This window comes from Tessaracoccus sp. OS52, from assembly GCF_020687685.1.
Taxonomy (GTDB): domain Bacteria; phylum Actinomycetota; class Actinomycetes; order Propionibacteriales; family Propionibacteriaceae; genus Arachnia.
Genome location: NZ_JAJEWM010000001.1, coordinates 694,517 through 719,722, shown reverse-complemented (window position 1 = coordinate 719,722; position 25,206 = coordinate 694,517). Strand labels below are relative to the sequence as shown.

Sequence of the window (25,206 nt, the reverse complement as noted above, 5' to 3'; positions counted from 1 at the left end):
CTTTCAAAGAAACTTTCAGCCGAGTGCATCCAAACCCCGGGTGGTGAGCGAAGTACTGGGTGTCAAGGCGAAAGCCGCCTACACACAGTGAAAGGCAGTCCAATGAAGCTCTCCCGCATTTTCCTCGCCGGATCCCTCGCTCTCGCAGCCACCGTCGGCACCGCGGCCACAGCGATGGCGGACGAACACACCGCCACGGTCTCGATCCTCCACGGCGTGCCCGGCGCCACCGTCGACGTCTACGCCAACGGCTCCGAGCTCCTCACGAACTTCGAGCCAGGCACCCTGACCGACCCGCAGGAGTTGCCGGCCGGAACCTACGACCTCAAGGTCGTCGCGGCCGGCGCCGGCGCCGACGGCGAAGCCGTGATCGAGGCCAACGACGTCACCGTCCCCGCCGACGCGAACATCACGGTGGTCGCCCATCTGAACGCCGACGGCGCCCCGGTGCTCACGCCGTTCGTGAATGACACCTCCGCCTCCAGCGAGGGCGCCCGCCTGACCGTCCGTCACGTGGCCGCGGCGCCCGCCGTCGACGTCCGCGCCGGAGGCGCCGTCGTGGTTCCGGGTCTGACCAACCCCTCCGAGGCGAAGCTCGACCTCGCCCCGGGCACCGTCGCGGCCGACGTGGTGGCTGCCGGCTCCGACACCGTCGTGCTCGGCCCCGCAGACCTCACCCTCACCGACGGCACCAACTCGATCGTCTACGCCTGGGGTTCCCTGGAGGACGAGAACCTGGCCCTCGCGGTCCAGGCCGTCGAACTGGGCGACCACGCCGGGCTGCCCAGCGCAGGCGCCGAGGGGCCCGCACCCGTGGCACCGATCACCATCGCCCTGGCCAGCCTGGTCCTGGTCGGCGCCACTGCGAGCTTCGTGGTCGCCCGCGGCGCCCGCGTCCGTTCGACCAACTGAATCTGACCATCAACCCCCACGGCTCCGTCCGCCTGATCCGGCGGGCGGAGCCGTGGGCGTCGTGGTCCTCGCCTGGATATGGAACACTGACTGCTGTGACCACGGATGTTCTCGCCACCCCAGTCGGGGTGCTCGCCGCGCGTCTCGCCTCTGGCGATGCCGCGGCCCTGCGTGAGGCGTTCACACGCTGGTCCCGGTTGATCCACACCATCGCCCGGAGTTCCCTGAATTCCACGGCCGACGCCGACGACGTCACCCAGCAGGTGTTCATCGCCGCCTGGAACTCGAGGGCCAGCCTGCGCGCCAGCGACGAGTCGCTGCCCGCCTGGCTCATCGGGATCTGCCGGCTCAAGGTCATCGACGCCCTCCGCGCGAGGGGCCGAGGCCAGCGCAACGAGGACGCGGTCGCCTGGGAACCTGCGGCCGTCTCCAACGGGCTGGACGACGTGATCGACTCCGTGGTGGTGCGCGACGCGCTCGCCGCGTTGGGCGATCCCCGGGCACGCATCCTGACCATGGTCTACCTGGAGGACCGCACCCACGACGACGTCGCCCAAGCTCTGCAATTGCCGTTGGGAACCGTCAAGAGCCATGTGAGACGGGGCCTGGAGAGGCTCCGCTCAATCTTCGAGGAGGTGGATTCCGATGTCTGAGGAGGCGAAGTACTCCCTCGACGACGTCGCCAGGCGCTTCCGGCGCGCGGCGGAATCCCGGCCCACCTGGTCCGATCCCTCGCCCGGAACCTGGGAGGCGATCGCAGCCGGGGCCGGCCTGCCCCAGCTGCCCCCTGCGCCCGCACAGCCGCAGCAGCTTCCTTCAGCGCAACGGTCGCCCGCTGCCCCGGGCGGACCGTCGACGTCCCGTCGTGCGTGGCTGTTCGGAGCCGGCGGTGTGCTCGCCGGCGGCGTCCTGGGCGCACTCGGGATGCGTCTGCTGACCGGCCCTGGGGACGAGGCCCTGGAGACGGTGCGCCGGGCAATCCTCACGCCACTGGACCGGCCCGACGATCCGCGCGGCACCGCCGAACTGCTGCGCCGGGACATCGGTTACAGCCTCGCCGTCGAGGTCCCCGACGGCGTGGCCAACCCTGACGGGTACGTCGAGGTCTGGCTCATCAACACCGACGGACAGCGGATGGTCTCGGTCGGGGTGTTCGCGGCCGAGTCGGTGGGACGCTTCGCGGTGGACGAGTCCCTGATCGAGTCCGGCTACCTGATCGTCGACCTGTCCAACGAGCAGTTCGACGACGAACCGCGCCACTCCGGCGACACCATCGTCCGCGGCCAACTGCTGTAACCACCCCAGCGGCGGGGCCGGTGGCAGACTTGGGGGATGAGCGCCCCCGAAGCCGGACTGGCCCGGTTCTCCGAGCCGGCGCGCTCCTGGTTCTCCGAGGTCTTCCGCTCCCCCACGCCGGTGCAGACGGCGGCGTGGGACGCCATCGCAGAGGGGCGCCACGCGCTCGTCGTCGCGCCCACCGGCTCCGGCAAGACGCTGGCCGCGTTCTTCCACTCCCTTGACCGGCTCTCCAACGAGCCCAAGCCTGCCGGCACCGGCACCCGGGTGGTCTACATCTCCCCCCTCAAGGCGCTGGGGGTCGACGTCGAACGCAACCTGCGCGCGCCGCTGATCGGCATTCGCCGGACCGCGGAGCGGCTCGACCAGTCCGTGCCGCACCTCACCGTCGGGGTCCGCTCGGGCGACACGACCTCGCGTGACCGGGCCGCGCTCGTGCGGCGTCCCCCCGACATCCTGATCACGACGCCCGAGTCGCTCTACCTCATGCTCACGTCACAGGCACGCTCCACCCTCACGGACGTTGAGATCGTCATCATCGACGAGATCCATGCGCTTGCCGGGACCAAGCGGGGGTCGCACCTGGCCCTGAGCCTCGAACGCCTGGACGCCCTGGTGGACCGGGACGTGCAGCGCGTGGCCCTGTCCGCCACCGTGCGCCCCATAGACAGGGTGGCCGCCTTCCTCGGCGGTGACCGGCCCGTCGAGGTGGTTGCCCCGCCCACCCAGAAGGCCTGGGACGTCTCGGTCCGCCTCACGGTCCCAGACATCACCTCCCCGGGGCCGCCGCCGGGCGCCAGCACCGAGCCACCCGACCCGCTCCTGAGCGCGCCTCCGGAGACCACCGAGTCGCTCTGGCCGCACGTCGAGGCCGACGTCTACGAATCCGTGATGGACGGCCGCTCGACGCTGGTGTTCACCAACTCCCGCCGGACGGCGGAACGGCTCACCGCCAGACTCAACGAAATCTGGGCGGCCGAGCACGATCCCGACTCGCTCGCGCCACCCGCCCGCAGGCCACCGGCGCAGGTGATGGCGTCCTCAGACGAGGTCGGCGCCGCTCCTGCAGTCATCGCACGGGCGCACCACGGCTCGGTCAGCAAGGAGGCGCGGGCTGAGATCGAGGGCGCGCTCAAGTCCGGGGAGCTCAGGTGCGTGGTGGCGACGTCGTCGCTGGAACTGGGCATCGACATGGGAGCGGTGGACCGGGTGATCCAGGTGTCCGCGGCGCCCTCGGTCGCGAGCGCGCTGCAGCGCATCGGCCGGGCCGGCCACGACGTCGGCGCCGTGTCCCGGGGGACGGTCTACCCCCTCCATCGCGGCGACCTGATCCCCTCGGCCGTCGTGACCGGGCGGATGCTGCGCGGCGAGATCGAGGAGATCCGCATCCCCCGCTCACCGCTGGATGTCCTGGCACAGCAGACGGTGGCTGCCGCCGTCGCGGCCGACGAGGCTGGGCTGGACATCGACGGCTGGTACGGCGCCCTGCGGCGGGCGATGCCTTACGCGGGTCTGGAGCGCTCCCTGTTCGACTCGGTCGTGGAACTGCTGACCGGGGCCTACCCGAGCGCAGACTTCGGGGACCTGCGGGCGCGCCTGGTGGAGGGCGACGGGCGGCTGTACGCGCGTCCAGGAGCGCTGCGGCTGGCGGTCACCTCCGGCGGCACCATCCCCAACCGGGGCCTGTTCGGGGTGTTCCTCGCCGGCGAGGAGGGGCCGGGCCGACGGGTTGGGGAACTGGACGAGGAGATGGTCTACGAGTCCCGCGTCGGGGACGTCTTCACCCTCGGCGCGTCGTCGTGGCGGATCGTGGAGATCACCCGGGAGCAGGTGCTGGTCATCCCCGCTCCGGGACACACCGGGCGGCTGCCGTTCTGGCACGGGGACCAGGAGCCCCGCCCCGCCGAACTGGGCCGCCAGATCGGACGCTTCCACCGCGAGGTGCTGCGGGATCCGCGTCGCCTCGACGTGGACGAGCTCACCCCCAATGTCCGGGAGAACATCCGCAGCTACCTGACCGAGCAGCGCGAGGCCACCGGCCAGGTCCCCGACGACACCACCGTCCTGCTCGAGCGGTTCCGCGACGAGGTGGGCGACTGGCGCTTTGTGCTCCACTGCCCCTTGGGCCGCTCCGTCCTCGCGCCGTGGGCGCTGGCCATCGGGTCCTCGCTGCGCGCGGCCACAGGCATCGAGGTCGTGCCGATGGCCTCCGACGACGGCATCATCTGGCGGCTGCCGGACAGCGAAGCGGCTGAGAACATCGTCGAGCACCTGCTGCCCGAACCAGACGAGGTGGGCGACATCGTGACCTCCGAGGTGGGTGGGACGGCGCTGTTCGCCGCCAGGTTCCGCGAGTGCGCCGCGCGGGCGCTCCTGCTCCCGCAGCGCGATCCGGGCAGGCGCAGCCCCTTGTGGCAACAGCGTCAGCGAGCCAGCCAACTGCTGGAGGTGGCAAGGCACCATCCGAGGTTCCCGATCATCATCGAGACCGTGCGGGAGGTGCTGCAGGACGTCTACGACCTCCCCGGGCTGGTCGAGGTCCTGCACGCGCTGCAGCGGGGAGCGGTGCGGGTGGTGGAGGTGACGACGTCGTCGCCGAGTCCCTTCGCGGCCACGATGTTGTTCCGCTACCAGGGCGAGTTCATGTACGAGGGGGACACGCCGCTGGCCGAGCGCCGCGCCGCAACCCTCTCGATGGACCCCGCGCTCCTGGCCGCGGTGCTGGGCACCGTCGACCTGCGGGAGTTGCTCGACCTCGAGGTCATCTCCCAGGTGGAGGCGGAACTCCAGCACACGGCCGAGGACCGGCGGGCACGAAACGTCGAGGAACTGGCGGACCTGCCACGGCTGCTCGGCCCAATCCCCCTTGCGGAGTTGTCGGCCCGGGTCACGGGAGGTCTGGCGGCCGCACTCGACGACGCGGTCGACGAGCTCGCGGGGCGGGTGTTCACCGTGCAGCTCGCCGGTCAGCCGCACCTGGCGGCGGCTGCGGACCTGGGACTGCTCCGCGACGCCCTCGGCGTCCCCCTGCCCCCGGGCGCTCCCGCGGCCGACGTCGCGGAGGCGGGACGCGACCCCCTCACCCAACTGGTGCTGCGCTACGCCCGCACGCACGCCCCGTTCACGACGGCGCAGGTGGCGGCCGCCTTCCGGATCGGGACCGCCACCGCGGACCTCCTGCTGGAACGCGAGGTCACGGCCAAGCGGCTCATCCGCGGCCACTTCACCCCCGGCCGTACCGAGGCGGAGTTCTCCGACCCGGAGGTGCTCCGGCGAATCCGCAGCCGCTGCCTGACGGCCGCCCGCGCTCAGGTGCAGCCGGTCTCGACCTCCGGGCTGGCGAGGTTCCTGGCGGCCTGGCACGGCGTCGACGACCGGCCCTTCTCCAGTCCCGACGAGGTGCTGGTCGCGCTGCAACGGCTCGGCGGAGCGGCGCTGCCGGCGAGCGCCTGGGAAACCCAGGTCCTGCCGGCGCGCCTGCGTGACTACTCGCCGTCGCACCTCGACCAGCTGGTGGCCGAGGGCGAGGTCCTGATCCGGCTGCGCGGCAGCCTCGGTCCCGAGGACCCGCTGGTGGCGCTGGTGCCTGCCGCCGACGTCGACCTCCTGTCCCCGCCGCCGCCCGCCGACGATGCGCTGCGGAAGCTGGCCGACGAAGTGGCCGCCGCCGGTGGCCTGTTCCTGGAGCTGCGATCCGCCCGGGAGGCGGCGGCCGGGGGCCTAGTCGGGACGCCGGAACTGGTCGAGTCGTGGTGGCGCGCTGCGGAAGCGGGACTGGTCGCACCGACGTCGATGGCGCCCGTCCGCGCCCGCATCGGTGGACCGGCGCGCGCGGCCCACAAGAGCCCCCGCTCCACACCGCGTGCCCGGGCACGGCTCCCACGGCCGGGGCGTTCGCTGCTAGGCAGGCCGGGCCTTGACGGCACCCCACCCACCGTGGCGGGCCGCTGGTACCGAGTGGGAGACCCGCGGCCGTCCCCCGCGGAGGAGATGATCGCGCGCGTGTCCGGGTGGCTGGAGCGCTACGGGGTCATCACCCGCGGCGCAGTCGTGGCCGAAGCCACCGAGGGCGGGTTCGCCGCCGCCTACCGCGTGCTGGCGGAGCTGGAGCGCGCAGGCAAGATCGCCCGAGGCTACGTCGTGGAGGGACTCGGTGGGTCCCAGTTCGCGACTTCCGCGACCATCGACCACATCCGGGGGTTCGCCGACAGCCCCGACGGGACCACCTGGCCCTCCGGCGCACACGACGTCAGGCCCGTGGTGCTGGCGGCGCTGGACCCGGCCAATCCGTACGGCAGCGTCGTCGGGTGGCCGGACCATCCGACGGCGCGGGTCTCACGTGCTGCCGGAGCCGTGGTCGTGCTCGCCGACGGGTTGTGCCTCGCCCACCTGACCCGCGGTGGCCGCAACCTCTCCATCTTCGACCCTGCCGGTGGCGGACCGGACCGCTCTACCCGGGTCGGTCTGGTCGGCCGTGCGCTGCAGCAAGCGGTGAACGAGAAGCGGATGGCGCGCATCCGGGTGGAGGAGATCGACGGCGAGCGCGCCGGCGTCGGTCCCGACGTCGCGGCGTTGCTGGGCGCCGGGGCAAGGATCACCCCCCGCGGCGTGGTTTTCGAGGCACGCCATGCCTGAGGGCGACACCATCTACCAGCTCGCGAAACGGCTGGAGCCGCTGGAGGGCCGCACGATCACGCACTGGGACGGCCGGACGCCCGCGCTGGCCACCACGGACGCCTCGGGCGCGGTGATCGAGCGGGTCTGGCCCTGGGGCAAGCACCTGTTCTGGCGGATCTCCACGCCCGAGGGTGCGGACATCCTCCACACCCATCTGCGCATGGACGGCACCTGGCGGATCCACCCCGCCGGCAGCCGCTGGTCCGCTCCCGCTCACACGGCCCGGCTCGTGGTCCGGGTGGCCGGGTCCCCGGATCCGCAACAGGAGATCGAGCTTGTGGGTCACGACCTCGGGATGCTCGAGCTGTGGCCGGCCGAACATTACGACGCCCGCACCGCCCATCTCGGCCCTGACCCGCTGGGCCCTGACTGGGACTCTCCCGGCCGCTGGCCCGTTCCTGGCCGCGACGAGGCGGTGGCGCGGCTGGAACGACAGCGTGACACCTCACTGGGTGAGGCGGTGCTGGACCAGCGGGTGATCGCCGGGCTGGGCAACGTGTTCCGGGCCGAACTGTGCTTCCTGCTGGGCATCCATCCCGCCTCGAACGTGGCCAGTCGCGACGCGGACGCTGTGGTGGACCTGGGCGCGCGGCTCCTCCAGGCCAACCGGGACCGTCCCGTCAGGGTGTTCACGGGCAACGACCGCCCGGGTGAGAACACCTACGTCTATGGGCGGCAGCGCCTCCCCTGCAGGCGCTGTGGGACCGCCGTCCGCTCCGGTGAGCTCGGGGGCGCGCACACCGTCGCCGACCCCCGGGCGGGACAGGAACGGTTCATCTACTGGTGCCCCACCTGCCAGCCGCGATCCTGACTGGTTGTGCCCTGCCGATGTTCATCCGGGGGACTGGTGGCTCAGCATGCCCGGACAGATTCCTGAGTCCCACCGCGAACGTGGCTTCGCAAAGCCTCTGACTCCGACCACGCCTGAGGCCGGTACACAGCCCGGCACCGGAAGGCGTGGATGTACTTGCCGTCTCAGAGGCCTACAGAATTCACACCAAAGATGGCCTGCTCATGTGTGAATCCCTCATAAAGCAGCTGGTCAATCAGCCCAATGCGAGAGAAAGCCATGAAATTCAAGTACTCCCTTGCTGAACGCGCTGCCTGCGCGTACCAATCAACGCGCAAGTAGTCAACCGCGAAGACGGAGTCGGCATTGCTGAAACCCTCGTACTCCAACTGCTCGATCAGTCCAATACGCGAGAAGCTCAACACCGCCAGATACTCCTCGGCACTCCTGACGGCTTGTTGTTGTGAAACCGTGACCGGCTTGGTCGGCGTCGGTGCGGGCGTTGTAGATGGCGCAGGGTAGGCAGCGGTTCCCGGCGTGAACCGAGTGATGTTGTTGAAGGTCCACTGGTTGAGAGCCGTGTAGCCGGTGGTGGTCCTGGCGTAGACCGTGCTGTAGATGTAGCTACGGCAGGCGTCACGCCCGGTAGCGGGGGTGCCGCACTCAGTGCGCCACTGGCGCCCGTCCTTGGTCCAGGTTCCTGGACGTGCCAGTGGGTTGGTGCCCCAGAGTGGGTAACTCACCGGCTTGTATGTCAGGTTATTGAACGCCCACCCGTTCACCTGGGTAAAGCGCCCAGCTTGGGACAGGTGAATCACGCTGGCCCAAATCTCGGTTCGGCAGCGCTCAATGCTGGAGGAATAAGGCGCGCACGTGGTTCGCCATTGGCGCCCGTTCACCTGGTGGGTGCCTGGGGTGGTGTAGACGTCCACCTCTGCGGCGGCCGGCGCTGCGGACAGAACCGGAAACACGCCGACGGTGCAAATCGCGAACAAGGCAATCGCGGTGGTCCGGATGGATCTCATTGGCTCTTCTCCCCCTCTTGGCCAGGCCCAGCGCCGAAGCCCACAGGCGGAGCCTAACAGCGTTTATATACGGTCGGATAGCGGGGGTTGAATTCTTAAGTGTGAACCCCGTGCACCGGTACGTTCGAGCGCCCTTGGGTCGCCGAACATCACGAGGATCGAATGTGAGAAGATCGGAAGGTAATCGAAGAAACGGGAGGTTGGGCGCATGGCGGCCACGATGCAGGATGTCGCCCGGCTAGCCGGCGTCTCGGCCAAGACGGTCTCGAACGTGGTGAATGACCAGCCGCACGTGAGCGCCGCCACCCGCACCAAGGTCCAAAAGGCCATCGAGAAGCTCGGCTACGAACTCAACTTCACCGCCAGGAACCTACGCAAGGGGCGCACCGGACTGATCGGGCTCGCGCTGCCGGAGCTGAAGCTTCCCTACTTCGCCGAACTCGCGGACTCGGTGATCCAGGAGGCCGAGAAAGTGGGCCTTCGTGTCCTGATCGAGCAGACCAACTCCGACCGTGACCGTGAGATCGACGTCCTCCACGGGCAGCGCCGCTTCATGACCGACGGGCTGATGTTCTCGCCGCTGGCGCTCGGGCAGGACGACGTCCACCTGTTCAAGGTGGACTTCCCCATGGTGCTGCTCGGCGAGCGGGTGTTCGGCTCGACCAACGACCACATCACCATGAGCAACGTCGAGGCCGCCAGGGCCGCCACCAGGCACCTGCTGGCATCTGGGAGGCGACGCATCGCAATCGTCGGCTCCCACCCCGGGGAGAAGGTCGGCTCCGCGGCACTGCGTGAGAGCGGCTACCGCCAGGCGATGGCCGACGCGGGGATCGACGTCGACGAGCGGCTCGTCCGGGCCACCGGCCTCTGGCACCGCAACACCGGCGCCGAAGCCACCGACGCCCTGATCGGGGAGGGCGTTGGGTTCGACGCCGTCTTCGCCCTGAACGACGCCCTCGCCATGGGCGTTCTGCACAGCCTCCACGCACACCGCATCAGCGTGCCGGAACAGGTCGCCGTGATCGGCTTCGACGACATCGAGGACGCCGCCTACACGCGCCCCACGCTCAGCAGCGTCTCCCCCGGCAGGGAGGAGATCGCCCGCCGAGCCGTCGAGCTCCTGGCACTCAGGATCTCCGAGTCCAGCAAGGCGATGGAGGCGCGCCAACCAATCCAGCGTGTCTACGCGGACTTCGAACTCAAGATCCGCGAGTCGTCGAGCTGACCCCAGCGGTCCGGCACCGTTCGCCGTCGCCTCCGAGCCCCTGGCCCTGCCCACCCCGTAACCAGCGCTCCCGCCGCCGTCACCAGCCCTCCCTCGCGTCCACCAGCCCTCCCACGCGTCCACCAGCGTCGTTCGTCGCCACCAGCGCTACACGGCTGGTCACGAGCAACAACGCTGGTAAACCGCGCAGGGGGCGCCGGTGACCGGAGAAGTAGCCCCGGAGCCACTCCCGGTTCACCAGCCCTCCCACGCGTCCACCAGCCCTCCCACGCATTCACCAGCGTTGCTCGTCGCCACCAGCGCTCTACGGCTGGTCACGAGCAACAACGCTGGTAAACCGACCAGGGGGCGCCGGTGACTGGAGTAGGCAGCCCGGTAGTCAATCCGCTCCACCAGCCCTCCCACGCGTCCACCAGCCCTCCCACGCATTCACCAGCGTCGTTCGTCGCCACCAGCGCTCTACGGCTGGTCACGAGCAACAACGCTGGTAAACCGCGCAGGGGGCGCCAGTGACTGGAGAAGTAGCCCCGGAGCCACCCCGGTTCACCAGCCCTCCACGCATTCACCAGCGTTGCTCGTCGCCACCAGCGCTCTACGGCTGGTCACGAGTAACAACGCTGGTAAACCGACCAGCGGCGTCGCCGACGGGAAGCGGCGCCGAGAGTCTCCACGTTCGTATTAGGAGGTAACCGATGGGTTGAGTGCGAGAGGAGGCACCGGGTCGCGTCCTGACCATGTCAGCTCCAAGCGGAACGGGACACCGGCGCTCGCGGCTAGTGCGGAGCGACCTCGGCCAGCAGTTCCTGCTCGGAATCGTGCGCGACACCGGCGTTGTGCAGGCGCCGACGTGTGAGCCAGCTGGTCACCAGGATCACGTAACCCGGCGCGCAGAGCACCGCGACGATGGGCACGAACCTCGCCACGACAGCCAGAAGCCCAAGACACACCAGCCAGATCAGCGTTGTCCCGGGCGAGGCGAGGGGCATTACCAGCGAGGTCCGCCAGAGCCTGGCCATGGGCAGGCTGTGGGTCTCGGCCAACATCAGCAGGCTCATCAGATAACCGACGGCGAGCACCAGCCACGCCGCGAACACCATGTTCGCGACGACGACAACCGCCAACCAGGAAGGGCCACCATGGGACAGGATCCACAGGTCGAGCAGGAGCACCGGAATGGCGATCGTCGCCGGCCAGCCGACGGCGTTCGCGCGGCCGAGGTTGGAGCGCCAGACTTCGAAGAACTCCGCGATCGGCCGATCGCTCGGCTCTGGCCCCGTCAACTTGTGGAGCACGGAACCAGCAGCGACTCCCGCGGGGAGCCAACCAAGGACTATCCCACCGGCCATCACGCCCAAGACCCAGCAGGCGGTCACCTCGACCAGTTGGGTGGCCCTGCCAAGCCAGGACATGGCCGTGCCTGCCCAGCCGACTCCGCGTCGGGGCTCAGCACGCGTGATCACGCCTTGACCAGCCACCCCACCACGCCTCGCTCATCCATCCCGGCCACGGCAACACCGTCGGCCTCGACGAACAGTACTGCCTCGAAATCGCGTCCCTCCACGGTAACCTTCGCGCGGCCGGACTCGGCAAGCGCGGTGAAGGTTTCGGCGGCAAGATCGACGCGACGCGGTCGGTGGGGCGACTTCGCCTCGGCGTCGAGGCTGTAGAACAGCCACTCGCCCCCCAGATCACCCGGGACCGACGCCACGGGCCCACCCCAGGGCAGCGGACTGGCCAGTGGCCAGCCGGTGCGAGTCCACTCGAGACGGCGGACGTGGGCGGTGTGCCGAGTGGGGTCCGACCCGTCGCGGACGTGGTGCACCAGGAACACGCCGGAGTCGGTGACCAGATGGGAGCTGTGACCGGGCGCGATCCAGGTCGTGCCGTCGGGGGCCTCGTAACCGGCGAGGATCACCGCCCCCACCTGCGTCGGCGGCTCCGAGGTGTCGATCATCGGCCGGTCCAGAGGATCCACGTAGGGACCGGTCACCGACGTCGCCCGCGCCACCCGCACGTTGTAGGTGTCGAAGAGGGAGTCGAAGGAGCACAACAGCGCATAAGTGCCCGACTCCTCGTCGTAGATGGCGTGGCCACCCTCGACGGCGCCGTTGATCGAACGCGCCCTTCGGACGACGGAGGTGCCGACGTCGTCGGTGACCAACGGCCGCCCATCGGCCCCGAGGGGCAGGATGCGCAGCCCGCCGAAGAAGGACCCGTAGAGCAGCCAGTCTGAGCCGTCTGAGTCGACGACGACAGCCGCGTCGATCGCGTTGACCTCGCTCGTCTCGTGATGGGTGGAGACGACCAGTTCCCGGTGCTGCCAGGGGCCGGTGGCGTCGGGTGCGGTGGCCAGGCCGATCGCCGAGGTGCGGGAGCCGAATGAGCTGACCGAGTAGTACATCCTGTACTCATCGCCGCGCCGGATCACCTCCGGTGCCCAGATGCCGATGGCGTTGCTCCACTGGGCCGCGTCCGAGGGGACCCCGTCGAAGGCGTGTCCGAACCACCTCCAGTGGACCAGGTCGTCGGACTGACGGATCTGCGCGCCGGCGCCGGGCCCGCCGGCGACGGCGGTGTCGGTGGAGAACATCAACCAGCGCCCGTCGCGCGCCCTCACGATCGTCGGGTCGTGGGCGCCCCAGGCAGCGGGGTCCCCGCCGCTGCCGGAGGTGGCGGCGGCCAGGTAGTCGGGTTCCATGTCAGCCCTTCGTTCCGGTCAGCGCCACGGACTCGATGATCTGACGCTGGAAGACCACGAAGATCACGAAGACCGGGACGAGCGCGATCACCGAGGCAGCCATGATCATCGGGTAGTCGGTCTGGATGGCGTAGTTGGCATTGAAGTTCGCGATGACCACCTGGAGGGTCTGCTTCTCGGGCGTGTTCAGGTAGATCAGCGGGGCGAGGTAGTCGTTCCACACCGCCATGAACCAGAGGATGAACTGGGCGGCGATGGCCGGGCGGATCAGGGGCAGGATGATCGAGGAGAAGATCCTCAGGTATCCGGCGCCGTCGATCTTCGCGGCTTCGATCAGGGAGTCCGGCACCGATGTCAAGTACTGACGGAGGAAGAAGATCATCATGATGTTGCCGAACAGGCCCGGCACGATGAGGGGCAGCAGCGTGTCGACCCAGCCAATGTTGGCGAACATCACGAACTGCGGGATCATCAGCGTCGGGAAGGGGACCATCAGCCCTGCGAGCATGAACAGGAAGATGCCGTTCTTGCCGGGCATCCGCAGCTTGGCGAACGCGAAGGCCGCCAGGGTGGAGGTGATGGACCCGACGATGGTGACGGTCAGCGAGACGATCAGCGAGTTCTTGATGCCTGCCAGCAGGGGCCCGGCGGACCAGACCCGGACGTAGTTGTGCCACTGGGGCTCCGGCGGGATCCACTCGGGAGGGAGTGAGAACACGCCCTCCTGGGTCTTGAGGGAGGTGGAGATCATCCACAGCAGTGGGGCGACCATCACGATGCCGCCGATCAACAGGGCGATGGCGACGATGATGTTGCCGGTGCGGTAGCGCTTCTGCGCAAGTGTTGCGGCCATGTCACTCAGCCCCGTCCGAGTTGTTGCGGGCGTTGATCCAGAACTGGATGGCGGTGATCACGAACACAAGGAGTCCGAGCAGGACGGCCATGGCGGAGGCATATCCCATGGACAGGCTCGAGAAGGCCTGGCGCCAGATGTACCAGACGATGGAGGCCGATGAGTACTCCGGACCACCGGTGGGGGTCATGATGTTGATCTCGGTGAAGATCTGGGAGCCGGCGATGACGCTGGTGACCACGAGGAAGAAGGTCACGGGCTGCACCATCGGCAGCGTGATGTGCCAGAACCGCTTGAAGCTGCTGGCGCCGTCGAGCTCCGCAGCCTCGTACAACGAGCGCGGGACGCTCTGCAGGGCGGCGAGGTAGAGCAGCATCGAGTAGCCCAGACCCTTCCAGACGGCCATGATGATCAGTGCCGGCTTGACCGTGTTGGTGTCCATCAACCAGTTCGGGCCGTCGATCCCGAAAATGTCCAGCACCTGGTTGACCAGCCCGAAGTCCCCGTTGTAGGCCCACTGCCAAAGGATCGAGACCGCGGCCAGCGAGGAGACCACCGGAACGTAGTAGATGCTGCGGAAGAAGGCGCGGCCGGGCATGCGACGGTTCATCGCCAGCGCGAGGGTGAGCGAGAGCACCAGTCCGATCGGAATCCCGATCATGTAGAAGAAGGTGTTGCCCAACGACTTGATGAAGTACGGGTCGCCGAAGGCCTGGGCGTAGTTGGCGAGGCCCACCCAAGTGGGTGCGCTCAGCATGTTCCAGTTCGTGAAAGACGCGTAAACGCTGTAGAGGAACGGTCCGATGGCGAACACGAGGAACCCGAGCAACGGCAGCGCGATGAACGCTGCGGCCACGAAGTTCTCCCGGCGGTAGAGCGTGCTCTTGCGGGGCCGCGACGGCGACGGCGGCGCCTCGCGCGCGGCGGTCCGCAACGGCTCGGTGGTGGTACTCATGCGCACCCTTCCCGGTAGGAGGGGCGGGACCCGGCCGGGTCCCGCCCCTGGGACGACACGTGGATCAGATGCCCGCGGCCTGGTTGGCCGCGTCAAGCTTCTGCTGCATCTGGGGCTGCAGCTGGGCGACGTAGTCGGCGGCGGTGGTCTTGCCGTCGAGGACGGGCTGGATGCCCACCCAGAAGTCGTCGTACCACTCGGGGGTCCAGGTGGTGGCCGCCGGCAGCGCCCGACCGTAGTCCTCGGCGACCTGGATGAACTCCTCCTTGTTCGCGGGCGCGCCCTCCGCCTCCAGGTACTCACCCTTGGCCATGTCCACCAGGTTCGGGATCTGCACGCCAGCCTGGTAGAGCGTGCGCTGCGCGTCCTCGTCGGCGGACAGGAACATGGCCAGCTGGGTGGCCAGTTCGGCGTTCTTGGTCTTGTTGGACACCGAGATGCCCAGTGAGCCGAGCCAGGTGGCGGTCTCGCCGGTCTTGCCGACCGGGTACGGGATCAGGTCCCACTCGAAGTCCAGGCCCTGGTAGGTGCTGACGTCCCAAGGACCGACGGGGAAGAAGCCGATCTGGCCGCGCATCCAGCGCTGGTAGGTGTCCATGGTCTGCGCCTGCTCGATCGACGGCGTGGAGCCGTCGACGATCTGGATGTCGGCGAAGTCCTGCAGTGCCTCGGCGAACTCGGGGGTGTCGATGGTGACGGTGCGACGCTCGGGGTCAGCCCAGTCCCCGCCGTTGGACCAGACCCACGCCTGGAGGTTCCACACCACGTTGAGTCCGGTTCCCCAGCGCTCTTCCTCCGGGGAGGTGAGCTGCTTGGCGACGTCGCGGAACTCGGCCCAGGTGTAGGGCTTGTCCTTGTCCGGCAGCGGGATGCCCAACTCCTCGAACATGGTCTTGTTGTAGCCGAAGGAGAACGGCCCGACATCCTTGGGCAGGCCGTAGATGGCGCCCTGGCCGACGCGTTCGCCGTCGAAGCGGTAGGAGTCGACGCCGTACTTCCAGACCTTGGAGATGTCCAGGCCGGCGCTCTCGATGTCTGCGGTGATGTCCTTGACGATGCCGTTCTTGGCGAAAGCCATCACGGAGCCCTGCTCGAGGTAGAAGACGTCTGGCACCTGACCGCCGGTGATGGCCGCCTGGAGCTTGGTGCGGTACTGGTCGGCGTCGGTGACGATGACGTTCACCTTGGCGCCGGTCTGCTCCTCGAAGGCGGCGATCGCCTGGTCGTAGGCCTTTCGCTCGTCCTCACCGCCGCGGAACATGTACGTCAGTTCGACGCCGGCACCTGTGCCGCCGCTCGAACTGGAGCCCGAGGGCTGGTTGGTGCTGCTGCTGTCTCCTCCACAGGCCGCGAGGCCGGTGGCCATGGCTGCGACGCCCGTGCCTGCGAGGAGAGTACGACGGCTGATGTTTCCGAACATGCTGGCCCTTTCGATCTGTGGGGCCGAAACGAAGACCTGCCAACTTTGGCGACCTCTGCGGTGAGGTTCCGACCCTGGAACACTTGGCACATGTATAGTCGGTAATCGATGAAAGAGTCAAGCCCTCGTCTGCGCCGTGACCAAACTGTGACCAACTGAGCGTAAATCAGGAACGCCTGCAGCGAAGCTTTGACCGAACGCGCAGCCGCGTGTCATTCTTCGTTCATCGATGAAAGCACTTCAGGCGAAGGAGCCCGCATGAGCATCGCACGTCTCGTCATCAACCCCGCGTTCAAGGTGGGGCCGGTCAGGCGACGGACCTTCGGGTCCTTCGTCGAGCACCTGGGACGGTGCGTCTACGAGGGTATTCACGAGCCAGACCATGCGACCGCCGACGAAGACGGCTTCCGCACCGACGTGCTGGAGCTGGTCCGCGAACTCGGCGTGAGCACGGTCCGGTACCCGGGCGGCAACTTCGTGTCCGGTTATCGCTGGGAGGACGGGGTGGGACCGGTGGCGGATCGCCCCAAGCGCCTTGACCTCGCCTGGCACTCCAGCGATCCCAACACCGTCGGCACCGACGAGTTCATGAAGTGGGCGGCAAAGGCCGGGGTCGAGCCGATGATGGCCGTCAACCTGGGAACCCGAGGGGTGGCCGAAGCACTCGACCTCCTTGAGTACTGCAACGTGCCCGGAGACTCCTTCCTGGCGGAGAAGCGTCGCGCGAACGGCGCTGAGGACCCCTACCGCGTGAAGCTGTGGTGCCTCGGCAATGAGATGGATGGCCCTTGGCAGATCGGCCACAAGACCGCCGAGGAGTACGGTCGTGTGGCCACGGAGACCGCCCGCGCTATGCGCATGATCGATCCGGACCTTGAGCTCGTGGCCTGCGGCTCGTCCAGCAGGGCCATGCCCACCTTCGGCGAGTGGGAGCGCACGGTCCTCACGGAGGCCTGGGACCACGTGGACATGGTCTCGGCACACGCCTACTACTGGGAGAAGGAGTCCGGGCTGCAGGAGTTCATGCTGGGCGCCGAGGACATGGACCGCTTCATCGACCAAGTCGCGGCCACGGCCGACACCGTCGGGGCTGCCCGAAAGAGCACGAAGAAGATCGGGATCTCCTTCGACGAGTGGAACGTCTGGTACCAGGACCGCACCCCGTCGAAGGCACCCACGGGCGACGACTGGCCCGTGGCCCCCCACCTGCTGGAGGACACGTACTCGGTGGCCGACGCCGTCGTCGTGGGCAACCTGCTCGTCTCGCTCCTGCGCCACACCGATCGGGTGTGGGCGGCCAACCAGGCGCAGCTGGTCAACGTCATCGCCCCCATCCGGACGGAGAAGGGCGGCAAGGCCTGGAAGCAGACGATCTTCCATCCCTTCGCACTGACCTCGCGGCACGCCGCCGGCGACGTGCTGCGGGTCATCATCGACGGGCCCACCATCGCCAGCGAGGAGTTCGGCGACGTCCAGGCGGTGGACGCCGTCGCCACCTGGTCCGACGACGAGTGCGTGCTGTTCCTCGTGAACCGAGACGAGACCGCCGCCGTCCCCGTCGCGTGCGAGGTGCCTGCCGGCCTCCGACTGGTGGAAGCGGTGACGTTCACCAGCGACGACCCCCGCTGGCACGCCAGCGCCGACGACGACACCTCCGTCCTCCCGGAGGCGAACGACTCCGTCGCGCTGGACGGGACCGCACTCAAGCTGGAACTGCCGGCGATCTCCTGGACGATGGTGCGGCTGGCGCGATGAGCCGCACGCTCGGCATCGTCGTCGCCGCCACGCTCCTGCTCGGCGCCTGCAGCCCCTCGACCTCCCCCGTGGCCAAGGAGATCCCCGTGACGGGCGACCTGCGAACGCACGACCCGGGTCTGGTGGTGGGCGACGGCGAGCGCCCCTGGTTCGTGTTCTCCACGGGAGACCCCAGGGTGGGGCTCGGCGCCATCCAGGTCCGCACCTCCCCCGACGGCCGCGAGTGGACCTACGCGGGTGAGGCCTGGACGCCGTCGCAGGAGCCGGACTGGGCGGTCGACAAGATCGCGGGGATCACGAACTTCTGGGCGCCGGAGGTCATCGAGCACAACGGGACCTGGTACCTGTACTACTCGGCCTCGACGTTCGGATCCAACACCTCCGCCATCGGCCTGCGCACCGCCGACGAACTTGACCCCGACAGCCCCTCGGCCGGTTGGACCGACCAGGGTGAGGTCATCAGCTCCGACGGCGCCGCGGACTACAACGCCATCGACCCCGCTGTGCTCGTGGACGAGGAGGGCCAGGGCTGGATGGCGTTCGGCTCCTTCTGGGGCGGCCTGCAGATGGTCGAACTCGACTTTCCCTCCGGGAAGCCCTCCCCCGGTGCTGAGCCGTTCAGCATCGCACATCGGGGCACGGCCACCAACGCGAGCGAGGCTCCCGCTCTCTTGTACCGCGACGGCTGGTACTACCTGTTCGCCTCGTTCGACTCCTGCTGCCAGGGGACGGCCAGCACATACAACATCAACGTCGGGCGCTCGGAGGAGCCGCAGGGACCCTACCTCGACGCAAACGGCGTTGCGCTCACCGACGGCGGAGGCACGCTACTGCTGGAGAGCGAAGGCACCCGGATCGGCCCGGGAGGCCAATCGGTGTCGCAGAACCACATCGCGTTCCACTACTACGACGAGGAGCAGGGCGGGGACTTCAGGCTCGCCATCCGCGAGCTGGGCTGGACATCCGACGGCTGGCCGGTCGTGGCTCTTGGCGAGTGATCCGCCCTCCGGTCGGCGGCGCCACCGAGGGCAGGTGCTGGCAGAGGAGGATCTGCCAGAAACCCCGGTTTCTGCGCACTCCTCTGCAAAGAAAACGGGGTTTCCGGTCATTCCTCCCGGCCTCCTCGCAGCAGCAACTCGTCCACCCACTTCGGCACCTCGACGGTCGCGGGACCGAGGCGGCTCTCGCTGAAGTCCGGGTTCACCCACGACGGCTCCAGGTTCAGTTCCACAGTCTTCGCGCCCACCCCGTTCGCCACCTGCACAAAGCCGGCCGCGGGGTAGACGTTCCCGGACGTTCCGATCGCGGCGAAGATGTCGCACCTCTCCAGCGCGTCGAAGATGCGCTCCATGTGCAGCGGGATCTCGCCGAACCAGACCACGTGGGGCCGGAGGCCGCCTGCGCGACCACATGACGGGCAAGCGGTGACGCCGTCGACGTCGCCCCGGGTCTCGAACTCCGCGCCGCAGCGCACGCACCGGGAGACCAGCAACTCGCCGTGCATGTGCAGGACGTCGCGGGAGCCGGCACGCTCGTGCAGGTCGTCGATGTTCTGGGTGACCAGGAGCACCTCCCCGGGGAACTCCGCCTCGAGCCGGGCCAGTGCGCGGTGCGCCGCGTTCGGAGAGATCTCAGCGCTGAGGAGCTGGCGACGGCGGGCGTTGTAGAACCGGTGGACCAGCTCGGGGTTGGCGACGAACGCCTCCGGAGTGGCGACATCCTCAGGCCGGTGGTCCTCCCACAGTCCGTCAGTGTCCCGGAAGGTGCGGATCCCCGACTCTGCGGAAATGCCGGCGCCGGTCAGCACGACGATGCGCTCCAGACGGCTACGGGCCACTGCCGCAGCCTATGCCTTGACGGACTCAAGCCATGCGGCGAAGGGATCCGGATCGCTGACCTTGAACCACCGCTCCGGCACTTCGACGTCGAAGGTCTCCTCCACCCAGGTCCTGAATTCCCGGTGCGCCTCGACAGCCTCGTCGCTCTCCGGCGGAAGCGCCAGGAACCATCCGACGATCTCCTCGTACCCGATTGCTGTCAGCCGGAGGAAGTCGACGGCTGAGTCCGCGAGGACATAGCTGGAGCCCATCGAGTCGAGCGCCACGAAGCGGACTGCTCCGTCGTCGTCGAGCCAGAGGGCTGCGAGACTCCCGCTACCGGAGATCTCGGCAATAGGCAGCAGCCTTTCCTGCGCTGGGTCCCCGGGCTCGAACCACCCGTCCAGAGACCCGTTGGAGACGAACACCACACCCAGTTGGCGTTCCCCCGGGTAGGGGGTGAGGTGGTACTGGCCGCCCATGTCAGAGCCCCACCCGCGCTCTTCCATCCACGCCCAAGCGCGCTCAAGAGGTTCGGGGATGCTCATGCCGTCCGAGAGTGATTCCTTCAACAGTTCATGCATGCGTGACATGACCCGAAGCCTAGGGCTTCGGAGTTCCACGGCCTCCTCCTTTCGCCAGCAACAGAGGCATTGCCCTGCGACGTGCGCGCGTGCAAAGATGTCCTTACATCGATGTAAACGCGAGTTTCAACGGAGGACTCCCACACATGAGCAGCACCTCGCCCACCACCGCCGTCATCAACCTCGACGTCACCGGACCCCGGATCAGCAGGCACATCTACGGTCACTTCGCCGAGCACCTTGGCAACTGCATCTACGGCGGGTTCTGGGTCGGTGAGGACTCCGAGATCCCCAACGTTCGCGGCATCCGCAGCGACGTCGTCGCCGCGCTGAAGGAACTGGGCATCCCCAACCTCCGCTGGCCCGGCGGCTGCTTCGCCGACGAGTACCACTGGCGCGACGGCGTGGGACCCCGCGAGGAGCGCCCCACCGTCGTCAATACCCACTGGGGCAACGTCGTGGAGGACAACTCCTTCGGAACCCACGAGTTCATGGACCTGTGCGAGCAACTCGGGGCCGAACCCTACATCTGCGGCAACGTCGGCTCCGGCACCGTGCGCGAGATGGCGGACTGGGTGGAGTACCTAACCCGTTCCGGCGAGGCGCCGATGTCGTCGCTGCGGCGCGAGAACGGCCGCGACGAGCCGTGGCGCGTCCCGTTCTGGGGGGTCGGCAACGAGTCCTGGGGCTGCGGCGGCAACATGCGCGCCGAGTACTACGCCGACCTTGCGCGCCAGTACTCCACCTACTGCCGCGAGCACGACGGCAACTTGCTCTACAAGATCGCGGGCGGCGCCAACGTCGACGACTACCACTGGACCGAGACCCTCATGAAGACGCTCGGCGACCTCGGCTGCGGCTGCAACCCACGTCACTTCTTCGACGCCATCTCGCTGCACTACTACACCTACCCCGGCGAGTGGGAGCCCAAGAACAGCGCCACCGACTTCACCGACGACGACTACTACGACACCATGCGCTCGGCACACCGGATCGAGGAGCTGCTGACAAGGCACTCCACCATCATGGACGCCTATGACCCCTCCAAGCGCATCGGTCTGGTGCTCGACGAATGGGGCACCTGGTTCGCCGTCGAACCCGGAACCAACCCCGGCTTCCTGTTCCAGCAGAACACGATGCGCGACGCCCTCGTGGCAGCCGTGCACTTCGACTCCTTCCACCGCCACGCCGACCGGCTGGTGATGGCCAACATCGCCCAGACCGTGAACGTCCTGCAGGCGATGCTGATCACCGACGGCGACCGCCTGGTCCGCACGCCGACCTATCACGTCTTCGAGATGAACCGCGGCCACCACGACGCCGATTCGCTGCAGGTGTCGTGGATCGGCGAGGCGCTGCCCGAGCGCGAGGTCAACGGCGTCACGGTGCCGACGGTGTCGGCGTCGGCGAGCACCCGGGACGGCAAAGCCCTGGTCTCCCTGACCAACGTCGACCTTGAGGCCGCCCAGACCGTCCGTCTCGACCTGCGCGGTCTCGACGTCGCCGCCGCCTCCGCGCGGATCCTCACCGCCGCCGGCATCGCCGACCACAACACAGGCGACCAGCCGGACGTCGTCGCGCCGCAGGACTTCACCGTCGACGGCCTCGCCGCCGGGAAGCTCACCCTCGAAATCCCACCCCGCAGCTTCGTGACCGTCAGCCTCGAGCTGGCCCAGAACTGAACCCGACCGAAGGAGCAACAACGATGTCACTCCGCATTCCACGCCTCACCGCGCTGGTCGCCCTGGCAGCGGGACTGGCGCTCGTCGCCACCGGGCCCGCCGTCGCACGGCCACCCGCGCCACCCCGGCCCCCGGCACCCGAGTTCACCAACGCCACGGTGCACGACCCGGACCACATCGAGGTCGACAGGACCCACTACGTGTTCGGCTCCCACCTGCAGGCAGCGGCCAGCCCTGACCTTGTCTCCTGGACGCAGATCGCCGAAGGAGTCACGCCCGAGAACCCGCTGTTCGAGGACGTGACGCAGGAGCTCGAGGAGGCCCTCACCTGGGCCCAGACCGACACGCTCTGGGCACCAGACGTGATCCAGCTGGGTGACGGCCGGTTCTACATGTACTACAACGCGTGCAAGGGCGACTCGCCGCGTTCCGCTATGGGCATAGCCGTCGCGGACTCCGTGACCGGCCCCTACGAGGACCTGGGGCTGATTCTGAAGTCCGGCATGTGGGGCGAACCCAGCGAGGACGGCACCGTCTACGACGCCCGGGTCCACCCCAACGTCGTCGACCCCGATGTCTTCTTCGACGCCGAGGGCCGGCTGTGGATGACCTACGGCAGCTTCTCCGGGGGCATCTTCATCCTGGAACTGGACCCCGCCACCGGGTTCCCGCTGCCCGACCAGGGCTACGGCAAGCACCTCTGGGGCGGCAACCACTCCCGCATCGAGGGACCCGCGGTCATGTTCGACGAGGATGCCGGGTTCTACTACCTCTTCGTGACCTACGGCGGACTGGACGCTAACGGTGGCTACAACGTCCGCGTCGCGCGGTCCCTCAGCCCGGACGGCCCCTACCTCGACGCCGAGGGTCGCGACATGGCGACGGTCAAGTCCGACCCCGCCCTGCCGCTGTTCGACGACGCCAGCATCGCCGAGTCCGGCGTGAAGCTGATGGGCAACTTCGAGTTCCAGCGCGTCCCCGGCGACCCGGGCACAGGCAGGGGATTCGGCTACGTCTCCCCCGGCGGCAGTTCGCCGTTCATCGATGAGGCCACCGGTCAGCGCTACCTCGCGTTCCACACCCGGTTCCCCGGGCGCGGCGAGGAGCACCAGGTCCGCGTCCATGAGCTGTTCCTCGACGCCGCGGGCTGGCCGGTCGTCTCGCCCCTGCGGTTCGGCGGCGAGACCGTCCGCGACCTGAAGCGCGCCGACCTTGTCGGCACCTACGCCGTCATCGACCACGCCCCGCGGACCATCGACGCCACGCTCCACCGTGCCGAGACGATCACCCTCACCCAGCAGGGCCAGGTCACGGGCGCGCTCACCGGAACGTGGGAGCGTGAGGGACGCAACCGGCTGGTCCTGGTGATCGACGGCGTGCGTCACGTCGCCGAAACCAGCCTGGGCTTCGACGCCGACCAGGACCGCTGGGTGACCACGTTCACAGCCCTCTCACCCACGGGCTCCGCCTTGTGGGGCGTAGGCAAGCAGCAGGTGTCGCCGTCGGAGGCGGTGGCCCGCGTGCTCGCGGACCTCAGCCTGCCGACGACAGCCATCAGTGACATCGCGCTGCCCACCGTCGGTACCCAGGGCTCTGTGATCGCCTGGTCGAGTTCCGATGAGGCCACCATCTCCGGATCTGGTGCCGTGACCCGCCCGGAGGCCGGGCAGCCCGACGCCGTCGTCACCCTGACCGCGACCGTGACCAACGGTGACGAGAGCGGCACCAGGAGCTTCACCGTGCTCGTGCCTGCCCGCGAGGAGGGTGGCTTGGTGGCCACCTACTCGTTCGACGGCGACCTCACCGAGGCCAGCGGCACGCTCCCACCCGGAGTCGTGAGCGGACCCCGGATCGGCACTACCGGCGGTGCCGTCGGGTACACCGACGGCGTCGCCGGTCAGGCGGCACTGTTCGACGGGGCCTCAGGCGTGCGCCTGCCCGACGGGCTCGTCGCCGGCCCTACGTGGTCCGTCTCCCTTTGGCTGAACCCAACCACCACGACACCGTTCACCACGGCCTTCTTCGCGGCGCGGAACGACTCCTCGTGGGTCAGCCTCCTGCCCGAGGGGCACGGTGGCGTGGGCGGGGACAGCATGCTGTGGTCGGGCTCCGCCTGGTACGACGCCGGCTTCGGCGAGCGGATCGCAGACGGCGAGTGGACCCACGTGGCCTTCACCGTCGACTCCGGCAGATTGACGGCATGGGTGGACGGCGAGCAGGTGTTCACGGGCACCGGGTTCCCCGACGTCCTGACCACCCCCGACGGCATCTTCAGCCTGGGCGTCAACTGGTGGGACACGCCCTACAACGGCGCGATGGATGAGCTGCGCATCTACGACTCGGTGCTCACCGACGCGCAGGTGGCGGAACTGGCAGCCGGCTGAGCCGGAGGTCGACGGCGGCTCGGCCCCAGTGTCGGAACTTCGCCCAGACGTGGAGCAAGGAACCCACACTGGGGCGAGTTGGCCCCGTCGGCCGGACCCACCTCAGCGCACGCTGGCCCGGACCCGCAGTTCGGGAGTCAGGCGCTCCACCGTCGGCGCTTCACCACCGATGGCGCGCACCAGGAGTTCCAGCGCCACCGAGCCGAGCTTCTGGAACGGTTGGGCGACTGTGGTGAGCGGCGGGGAGTAGTACTTCGCGCCCGCAAGGTCGTCGAAGCCGACGACGCTGACCCGGCCGGGGACGTCGACGCCGGCGCCGCGCAAAGCCGCGAGCAGGCCGACGGCCATGCCGTCGTTGCCGCAGAAGATGCCGTCGGGCAGTTCCGCCGTCGCAAGCAGTTCCTGCCCAAGCGCGTAGCCGCTGTCCGGGCTCCAGTCCCCCTCCATCACGGGCAGCACCTCCAGGCCTGCCTCCTCCAGCGTGCGCTGCCAGCCACGGGCACGGGCCTGGGCGTCGAACCAGTCCAAGGGCCCCGAGATGTGCAGGATCCGACGACAGCCGCGCTCCACCATATGACCGGTGGCTAGCCGGCCACCGAGTTCCTGGTCCACCGACGCGACGTGGAAGTCGGGGTGCGGACCCACGTCGGCGACGAGCACCGTCGGGATCCCCGCAGCGCCCCTGCGTGCCAACTCCTCCACGCGTTCGTACGGTGCGACGACGGCGAGCCCCTCCACTCCGCGGTCGCGGAAGATCCGGAACAGGTCTGCGACCTCATCCTCGTCGAACTCCTCCAGGGCGCCCACCAGGGTGGAATAGCCGGCGGCCCGGGCGGCAACCTCGATGCCGCCGACGGTGCTGGAGGGGCCCAGGAAGTGGGCGCCAGTCCACACCACGCCCAGCAGGGAAGTCTGCTGGGTCACGAGCGAACGGGCCGCGAGGTTGCGGCTGTAACCGAGCTCGCGCATGGCGGCCAGCACCTTCTCCTGGGTGACGGGGCGCACGGTCTCGGGCTGGTTCAGCACGCGTGAGACCGTCTGGTGGGATACCCCAGCCAGTCGCGCCACCGCCATCATCCCGGGTGGCCGCTTGCTCCGTTGCGCCATGGCGGTCAGGTTATCGGTTCGGA

At 68.6% G+C, this 25,206-nt stretch carries 19 protein-coding genes; 10 read left to right on the top strand and 9 right to left on the bottom strand.

Translation table 11 applies throughout. From position 1 onward, the window contains the following. Positions 1 to 102 precede the first annotated feature (102 nt). From LKO27_RS03300 to LKO27_RS03280, 5 genes are all read left to right on the top strand, one after another. Positions 103 to 912 (top strand): DUF4397 domain-containing protein, encoded by an 810-nt coding sequence (locus LKO27_RS03300; protein WP_227735463.1) that lies wholly within the window; start codon positions 103 to 105, stop codon positions 910 to 912. Between the two features lie 95 nt (positions 913 to 1,007). Next, positions 1,008 to 1,565: an RNA polymerase sigma factor gene (locus LKO27_RS03295; protein WP_227735462.1), complete on the top strand. Its 558-nt coding sequence runs from the start codon at positions 1,008 to 1,010 to the stop codon at positions 1,563 to 1,565. Continuing rightward, positions 1,558 to 2,208, top strand: coding sequence for an anti-sigma factor domain-containing protein (locus LKO27_RS03290; protein ID WP_227735461.1), 651 nt, complete (start codon positions 1,558 to 1,560; stop codon positions 2,206 to 2,208). Before LKO27_RS03295 ends, LKO27_RS03290 begins: the two co-directional genes overlap by 8 nt. Before the next feature lie 36 nt (positions 2,209 to 2,244). After that, positions 2,245 to 6,843, top strand: coding sequence for an ATP-dependent helicase (locus LKO27_RS03285; protein ID WP_227735460.1), 4,599 nt, complete (start codon positions 2,245 to 2,247; stop codon positions 6,841 to 6,843). Beyond that, a complete protein-coding gene (locus tag LKO27_RS03280) occupies positions 6,836 to 7,696 on the top strand; it encodes a DNA-formamidopyrimidine glycosylase family protein (protein ID WP_227735459.1) in 861 nt (286 codons plus the stop codon). The genes LKO27_RS03285 and LKO27_RS03280 overlap by 8 nt, the downstream gene beginning before the upstream one ends. Before the next feature lie 164 nt (positions 7,697 to 7,860). Here LKO27_RS03280 and LKO27_RS03275 read toward each other — a convergent pair whose 3' ends face one another. Beyond that, a complete protein-coding gene (locus LKO27_RS03275) occupies positions 7,861 to 8,700 on the bottom strand; it encodes an Ltp family lipoprotein (RefSeq protein WP_227735458.1) in 840 nt (279 codons plus the stop codon). Between the two features lie 208 nt (positions 8,701 to 8,908). Here LKO27_RS03275 and LKO27_RS03270 point away from each other — a divergent pair, with 208 nt between their 5' ends. Continuing rightward, a complete protein-coding gene (locus LKO27_RS03270; protein ID WP_227735457.1) occupies positions 8,909 to 9,928 on the top strand; it encodes a LacI family DNA-binding transcriptional regulator in 1,020 nt (339 codons plus the stop codon). 773 nt (positions 9,929 to 10,701) lie between these two features. Here the strand turns inward: LKO27_RS03270 and LKO27_RS03265 are convergent. From LKO27_RS03265 to LKO27_RS03245, 5 genes are all read right to left on the bottom strand, one after another. Continuing rightward, positions 10,702 to 11,388: a DUF624 domain-containing protein gene (locus LKO27_RS03265; protein ID WP_227735456.1), complete on the bottom strand. Its 687-nt coding sequence runs from the start codon at positions 11,386 to 11,388 to the stop codon at positions 10,702 to 10,704. Beyond that, a complete protein-coding gene (locus LKO27_RS03260; protein ID WP_227735455.1) occupies positions 11,385 to 12,626 on the bottom strand; it encodes an arabinan endo-1,5-alpha-L-arabinosidase in 1,242 nt (413 codons plus the stop codon). The genes LKO27_RS03265 and LKO27_RS03260 overlap by 4 nt, the downstream gene beginning before the upstream one ends. 1 nt (position 12,627) lies before the next feature. Further along, positions 12,628 to 13,479, bottom strand: a complete 852-nt coding sequence (locus tag LKO27_RS03255) for a carbohydrate ABC transporter permease (RefSeq protein WP_227735454.1) — start codon at positions 13,477 to 13,479, stop codon at positions 12,628 to 12,630. Between the two features lies 1 nt (position 13,480). Continuing rightward, positions 13,481 to 14,434, bottom strand: a complete 954-nt coding sequence (locus LKO27_RS03250; protein ID WP_227735453.1) for a carbohydrate ABC transporter permease — start codon at positions 14,432 to 14,434, stop codon at positions 13,481 to 13,483. Between the two features lie 64 nt (positions 14,435 to 14,498). Continuing rightward, positions 14,499 to 15,854, bottom strand: coding sequence for a sugar ABC transporter substrate-binding protein (locus LKO27_RS03245; RefSeq protein WP_227735452.1), 1,356 nt, complete (start codon positions 15,852 to 15,854; stop codon positions 14,499 to 14,501). Positions 15,855 to 16,112: 258 nt separating this feature from the next. Here LKO27_RS03245 and LKO27_RS03240 point away from each other — a divergent pair, with 258 nt between their 5' ends. Further along, positions 16,113 to 17,609: an alpha-N-arabinofuranosidase gene (locus LKO27_RS03240; RefSeq protein WP_227735451.1), complete on the top strand. Its 1,497-nt coding sequence runs from the start codon at positions 16,113 to 16,115 to the stop codon at positions 17,607 to 17,609. Then, positions 17,606 to 18,607: an arabinan endo-1,5-alpha-L-arabinosidase gene (locus LKO27_RS03235; RefSeq protein ID WP_227735450.1), complete on the top strand. Its 1,002-nt coding sequence runs from the start codon at positions 17,606 to 17,608 to the stop codon at positions 18,605 to 18,607. Before LKO27_RS03240 ends, LKO27_RS03235 begins: the two co-directional genes overlap by 4 nt. Positions 18,608 to 18,714: 107 nt before the next feature. On the opposite strand, the gene cobB is transcribed toward LKO27_RS03235, so the two are convergent. Together cobB and LKO27_RS03225 are read right to left on the bottom strand one after the other, a co-directional pair. After that, positions 18,715 to 19,446 carry a Sir2 family NAD+-dependent deacetylase gene (cobB, locus tag LKO27_RS03230; protein ID WP_227735449.1) on the bottom strand — a complete coding sequence of 244 codons (732 nt, stop codon included), beginning with the start codon at positions 19,444 to 19,446 and terminating at the stop codon, positions 18,715 to 18,717. Between the two features lie 9 nt (positions 19,447 to 19,455). Continuing rightward, positions 19,456 to 20,019, bottom strand: a complete 564-nt coding sequence (locus LKO27_RS03225) for a hypothetical protein (protein WP_227735448.1) — start codon at positions 20,017 to 20,019, stop codon at positions 19,456 to 19,458. Positions 20,020 to 20,156: 137 nt separating this feature from the next. Between LKO27_RS03225 and LKO27_RS03220 the strand changes: the two genes are divergently transcribed. Together LKO27_RS03220 and LKO27_RS03215 are read left to right on the top strand one after the other, a co-directional pair. Then, complete coding sequence (locus LKO27_RS03220) at positions 20,157 to 21,692, top strand: alpha-N-arabinofuranosidase (protein ID WP_227735447.1); 1,536 nt, start codon at positions 20,157 to 20,159, stop codon at positions 21,690 to 21,692. Between the two features lie 23 nt (positions 21,693 to 21,715). Further along, positions 21,716 to 24,076, top strand: a complete 2,361-nt coding sequence (locus tag LKO27_RS03215; protein WP_227735446.1) for a LamG-like jellyroll fold domain-containing protein — start codon at positions 21,716 to 21,718, stop codon at positions 24,074 to 24,076. A gap of 102 nt (positions 24,077 to 24,178) precedes the next feature. Here LKO27_RS03215 and LKO27_RS03210 read toward each other — a convergent pair whose 3' ends face one another. Further along, positions 24,179 to 25,183, bottom strand: a complete 1,005-nt coding sequence (locus LKO27_RS03210; RefSeq protein WP_227735445.1) for a LacI family DNA-binding transcriptional regulator — start codon at positions 25,181 to 25,183, stop codon at positions 24,179 to 24,181. Between the last annotated feature and the right edge of the window lie 23 nt (positions 25,184 to 25,206).

Bases quoted from the DNA above. Each gene is read 5' to 3' on its own strand.
- LKO27_RS03270 (WP_227735457.1), top strand. From the start codon at position 8,909: ATGGCGGCCACGATGCAGGATGTCGCCCGGCTAGCCGGCGTCTCGGCC.
- LKO27_RS03215 (WP_227735446.1), top strand. From the start codon at position 21,716: ATGTCACTCCGCATTCCACGCCTCACCGCGCTGGTCGCCCTGGCAGCG.
- LKO27_RS03255 (WP_227735454.1), bottom strand. From the start codon at position 13,479: ATGGCCGCAACACTTGCGCAGAAGCGCTACCGCACCGGCAACATCATC.
- LKO27_RS03275 (WP_227735458.1), bottom strand. From the start codon at position 8,700: ATGAGATCCATCCGGACCACCGCGATTGCCTTGTTCGCGATTTGCACC.
- LKO27_RS03245 (WP_227735452.1), bottom strand. From the start codon at position 15,854: ATGTTCGGAAACATCAGCCGTCGTACTCTCCTCGCAGGCACGGGCGTC.
- LKO27_RS03280 (WP_227735459.1), top strand. From the start codon at position 6,836: ATGCCTGAGGGCGACACCATCTACCAGCTCGCGAAACGGCTGGAGCCG.
- LKO27_RS03240 (WP_227735451.1), top strand. From the start codon at position 16,113: ATGAGCATCGCACGTCTCGTCATCAACCCCGCGTTCAAGGTGGGGCCG.
- LKO27_RS03220 (WP_227735447.1), top strand. From the start codon at position 20,157: ATGAGCAGCACCTCGCCCACCACCGCCGTCATCAACCTCGACGTCACC.
- LKO27_RS03235 (WP_227735450.1), top strand. From the start codon at position 17,606: ATGAGCCGCACGCTCGGCATCGTCGTCGCCGCCACGCTCCTGCTCGGC.
- LKO27_RS03250 (WP_227735453.1), bottom strand. From the start codon at position 14,434: ATGAGTACCACCACCGAGCCGTTGCGGACCGCCGCGCGCGAGGCGCCG.
- LKO27_RS03300 (WP_227735463.1), top strand. From the start codon at position 103: ATGAAGCTCTCCCGCATTTTCCTCGCCGGATCCCTCGCTCTCGCAGCC.
- LKO27_RS03225 (WP_227735448.1), bottom strand. From the start codon at position 20,019: ATGTCACGCATGCATGAACTGTTGAAGGAATCACTCTCGGACGGCATG.
- LKO27_RS03285 (WP_227735460.1), top strand. From the start codon at position 2,245: ATGAGCGCCCCCGAAGCCGGACTGGCCCGGTTCTCCGAGCCGGCGCGC.
- LKO27_RS03260 (WP_227735455.1), bottom strand. From the start codon at position 12,626: ATGGAACCCGACTACCTGGCCGCCGCCACCTCCGGCAGCGGCGGGGAC.
- LKO27_RS03290 (WP_227735461.1), top strand. From the start codon at position 1,558: ATGTCTGAGGAGGCGAAGTACTCCCTCGACGACGTCGCCAGGCGCTTC.
- LKO27_RS03210 (WP_227735445.1), bottom strand. From the start codon at position 25,183: ATGGCGCAACGGAGCAAGCGGCCACCCGGGATGATGGCGGTGGCGCGA.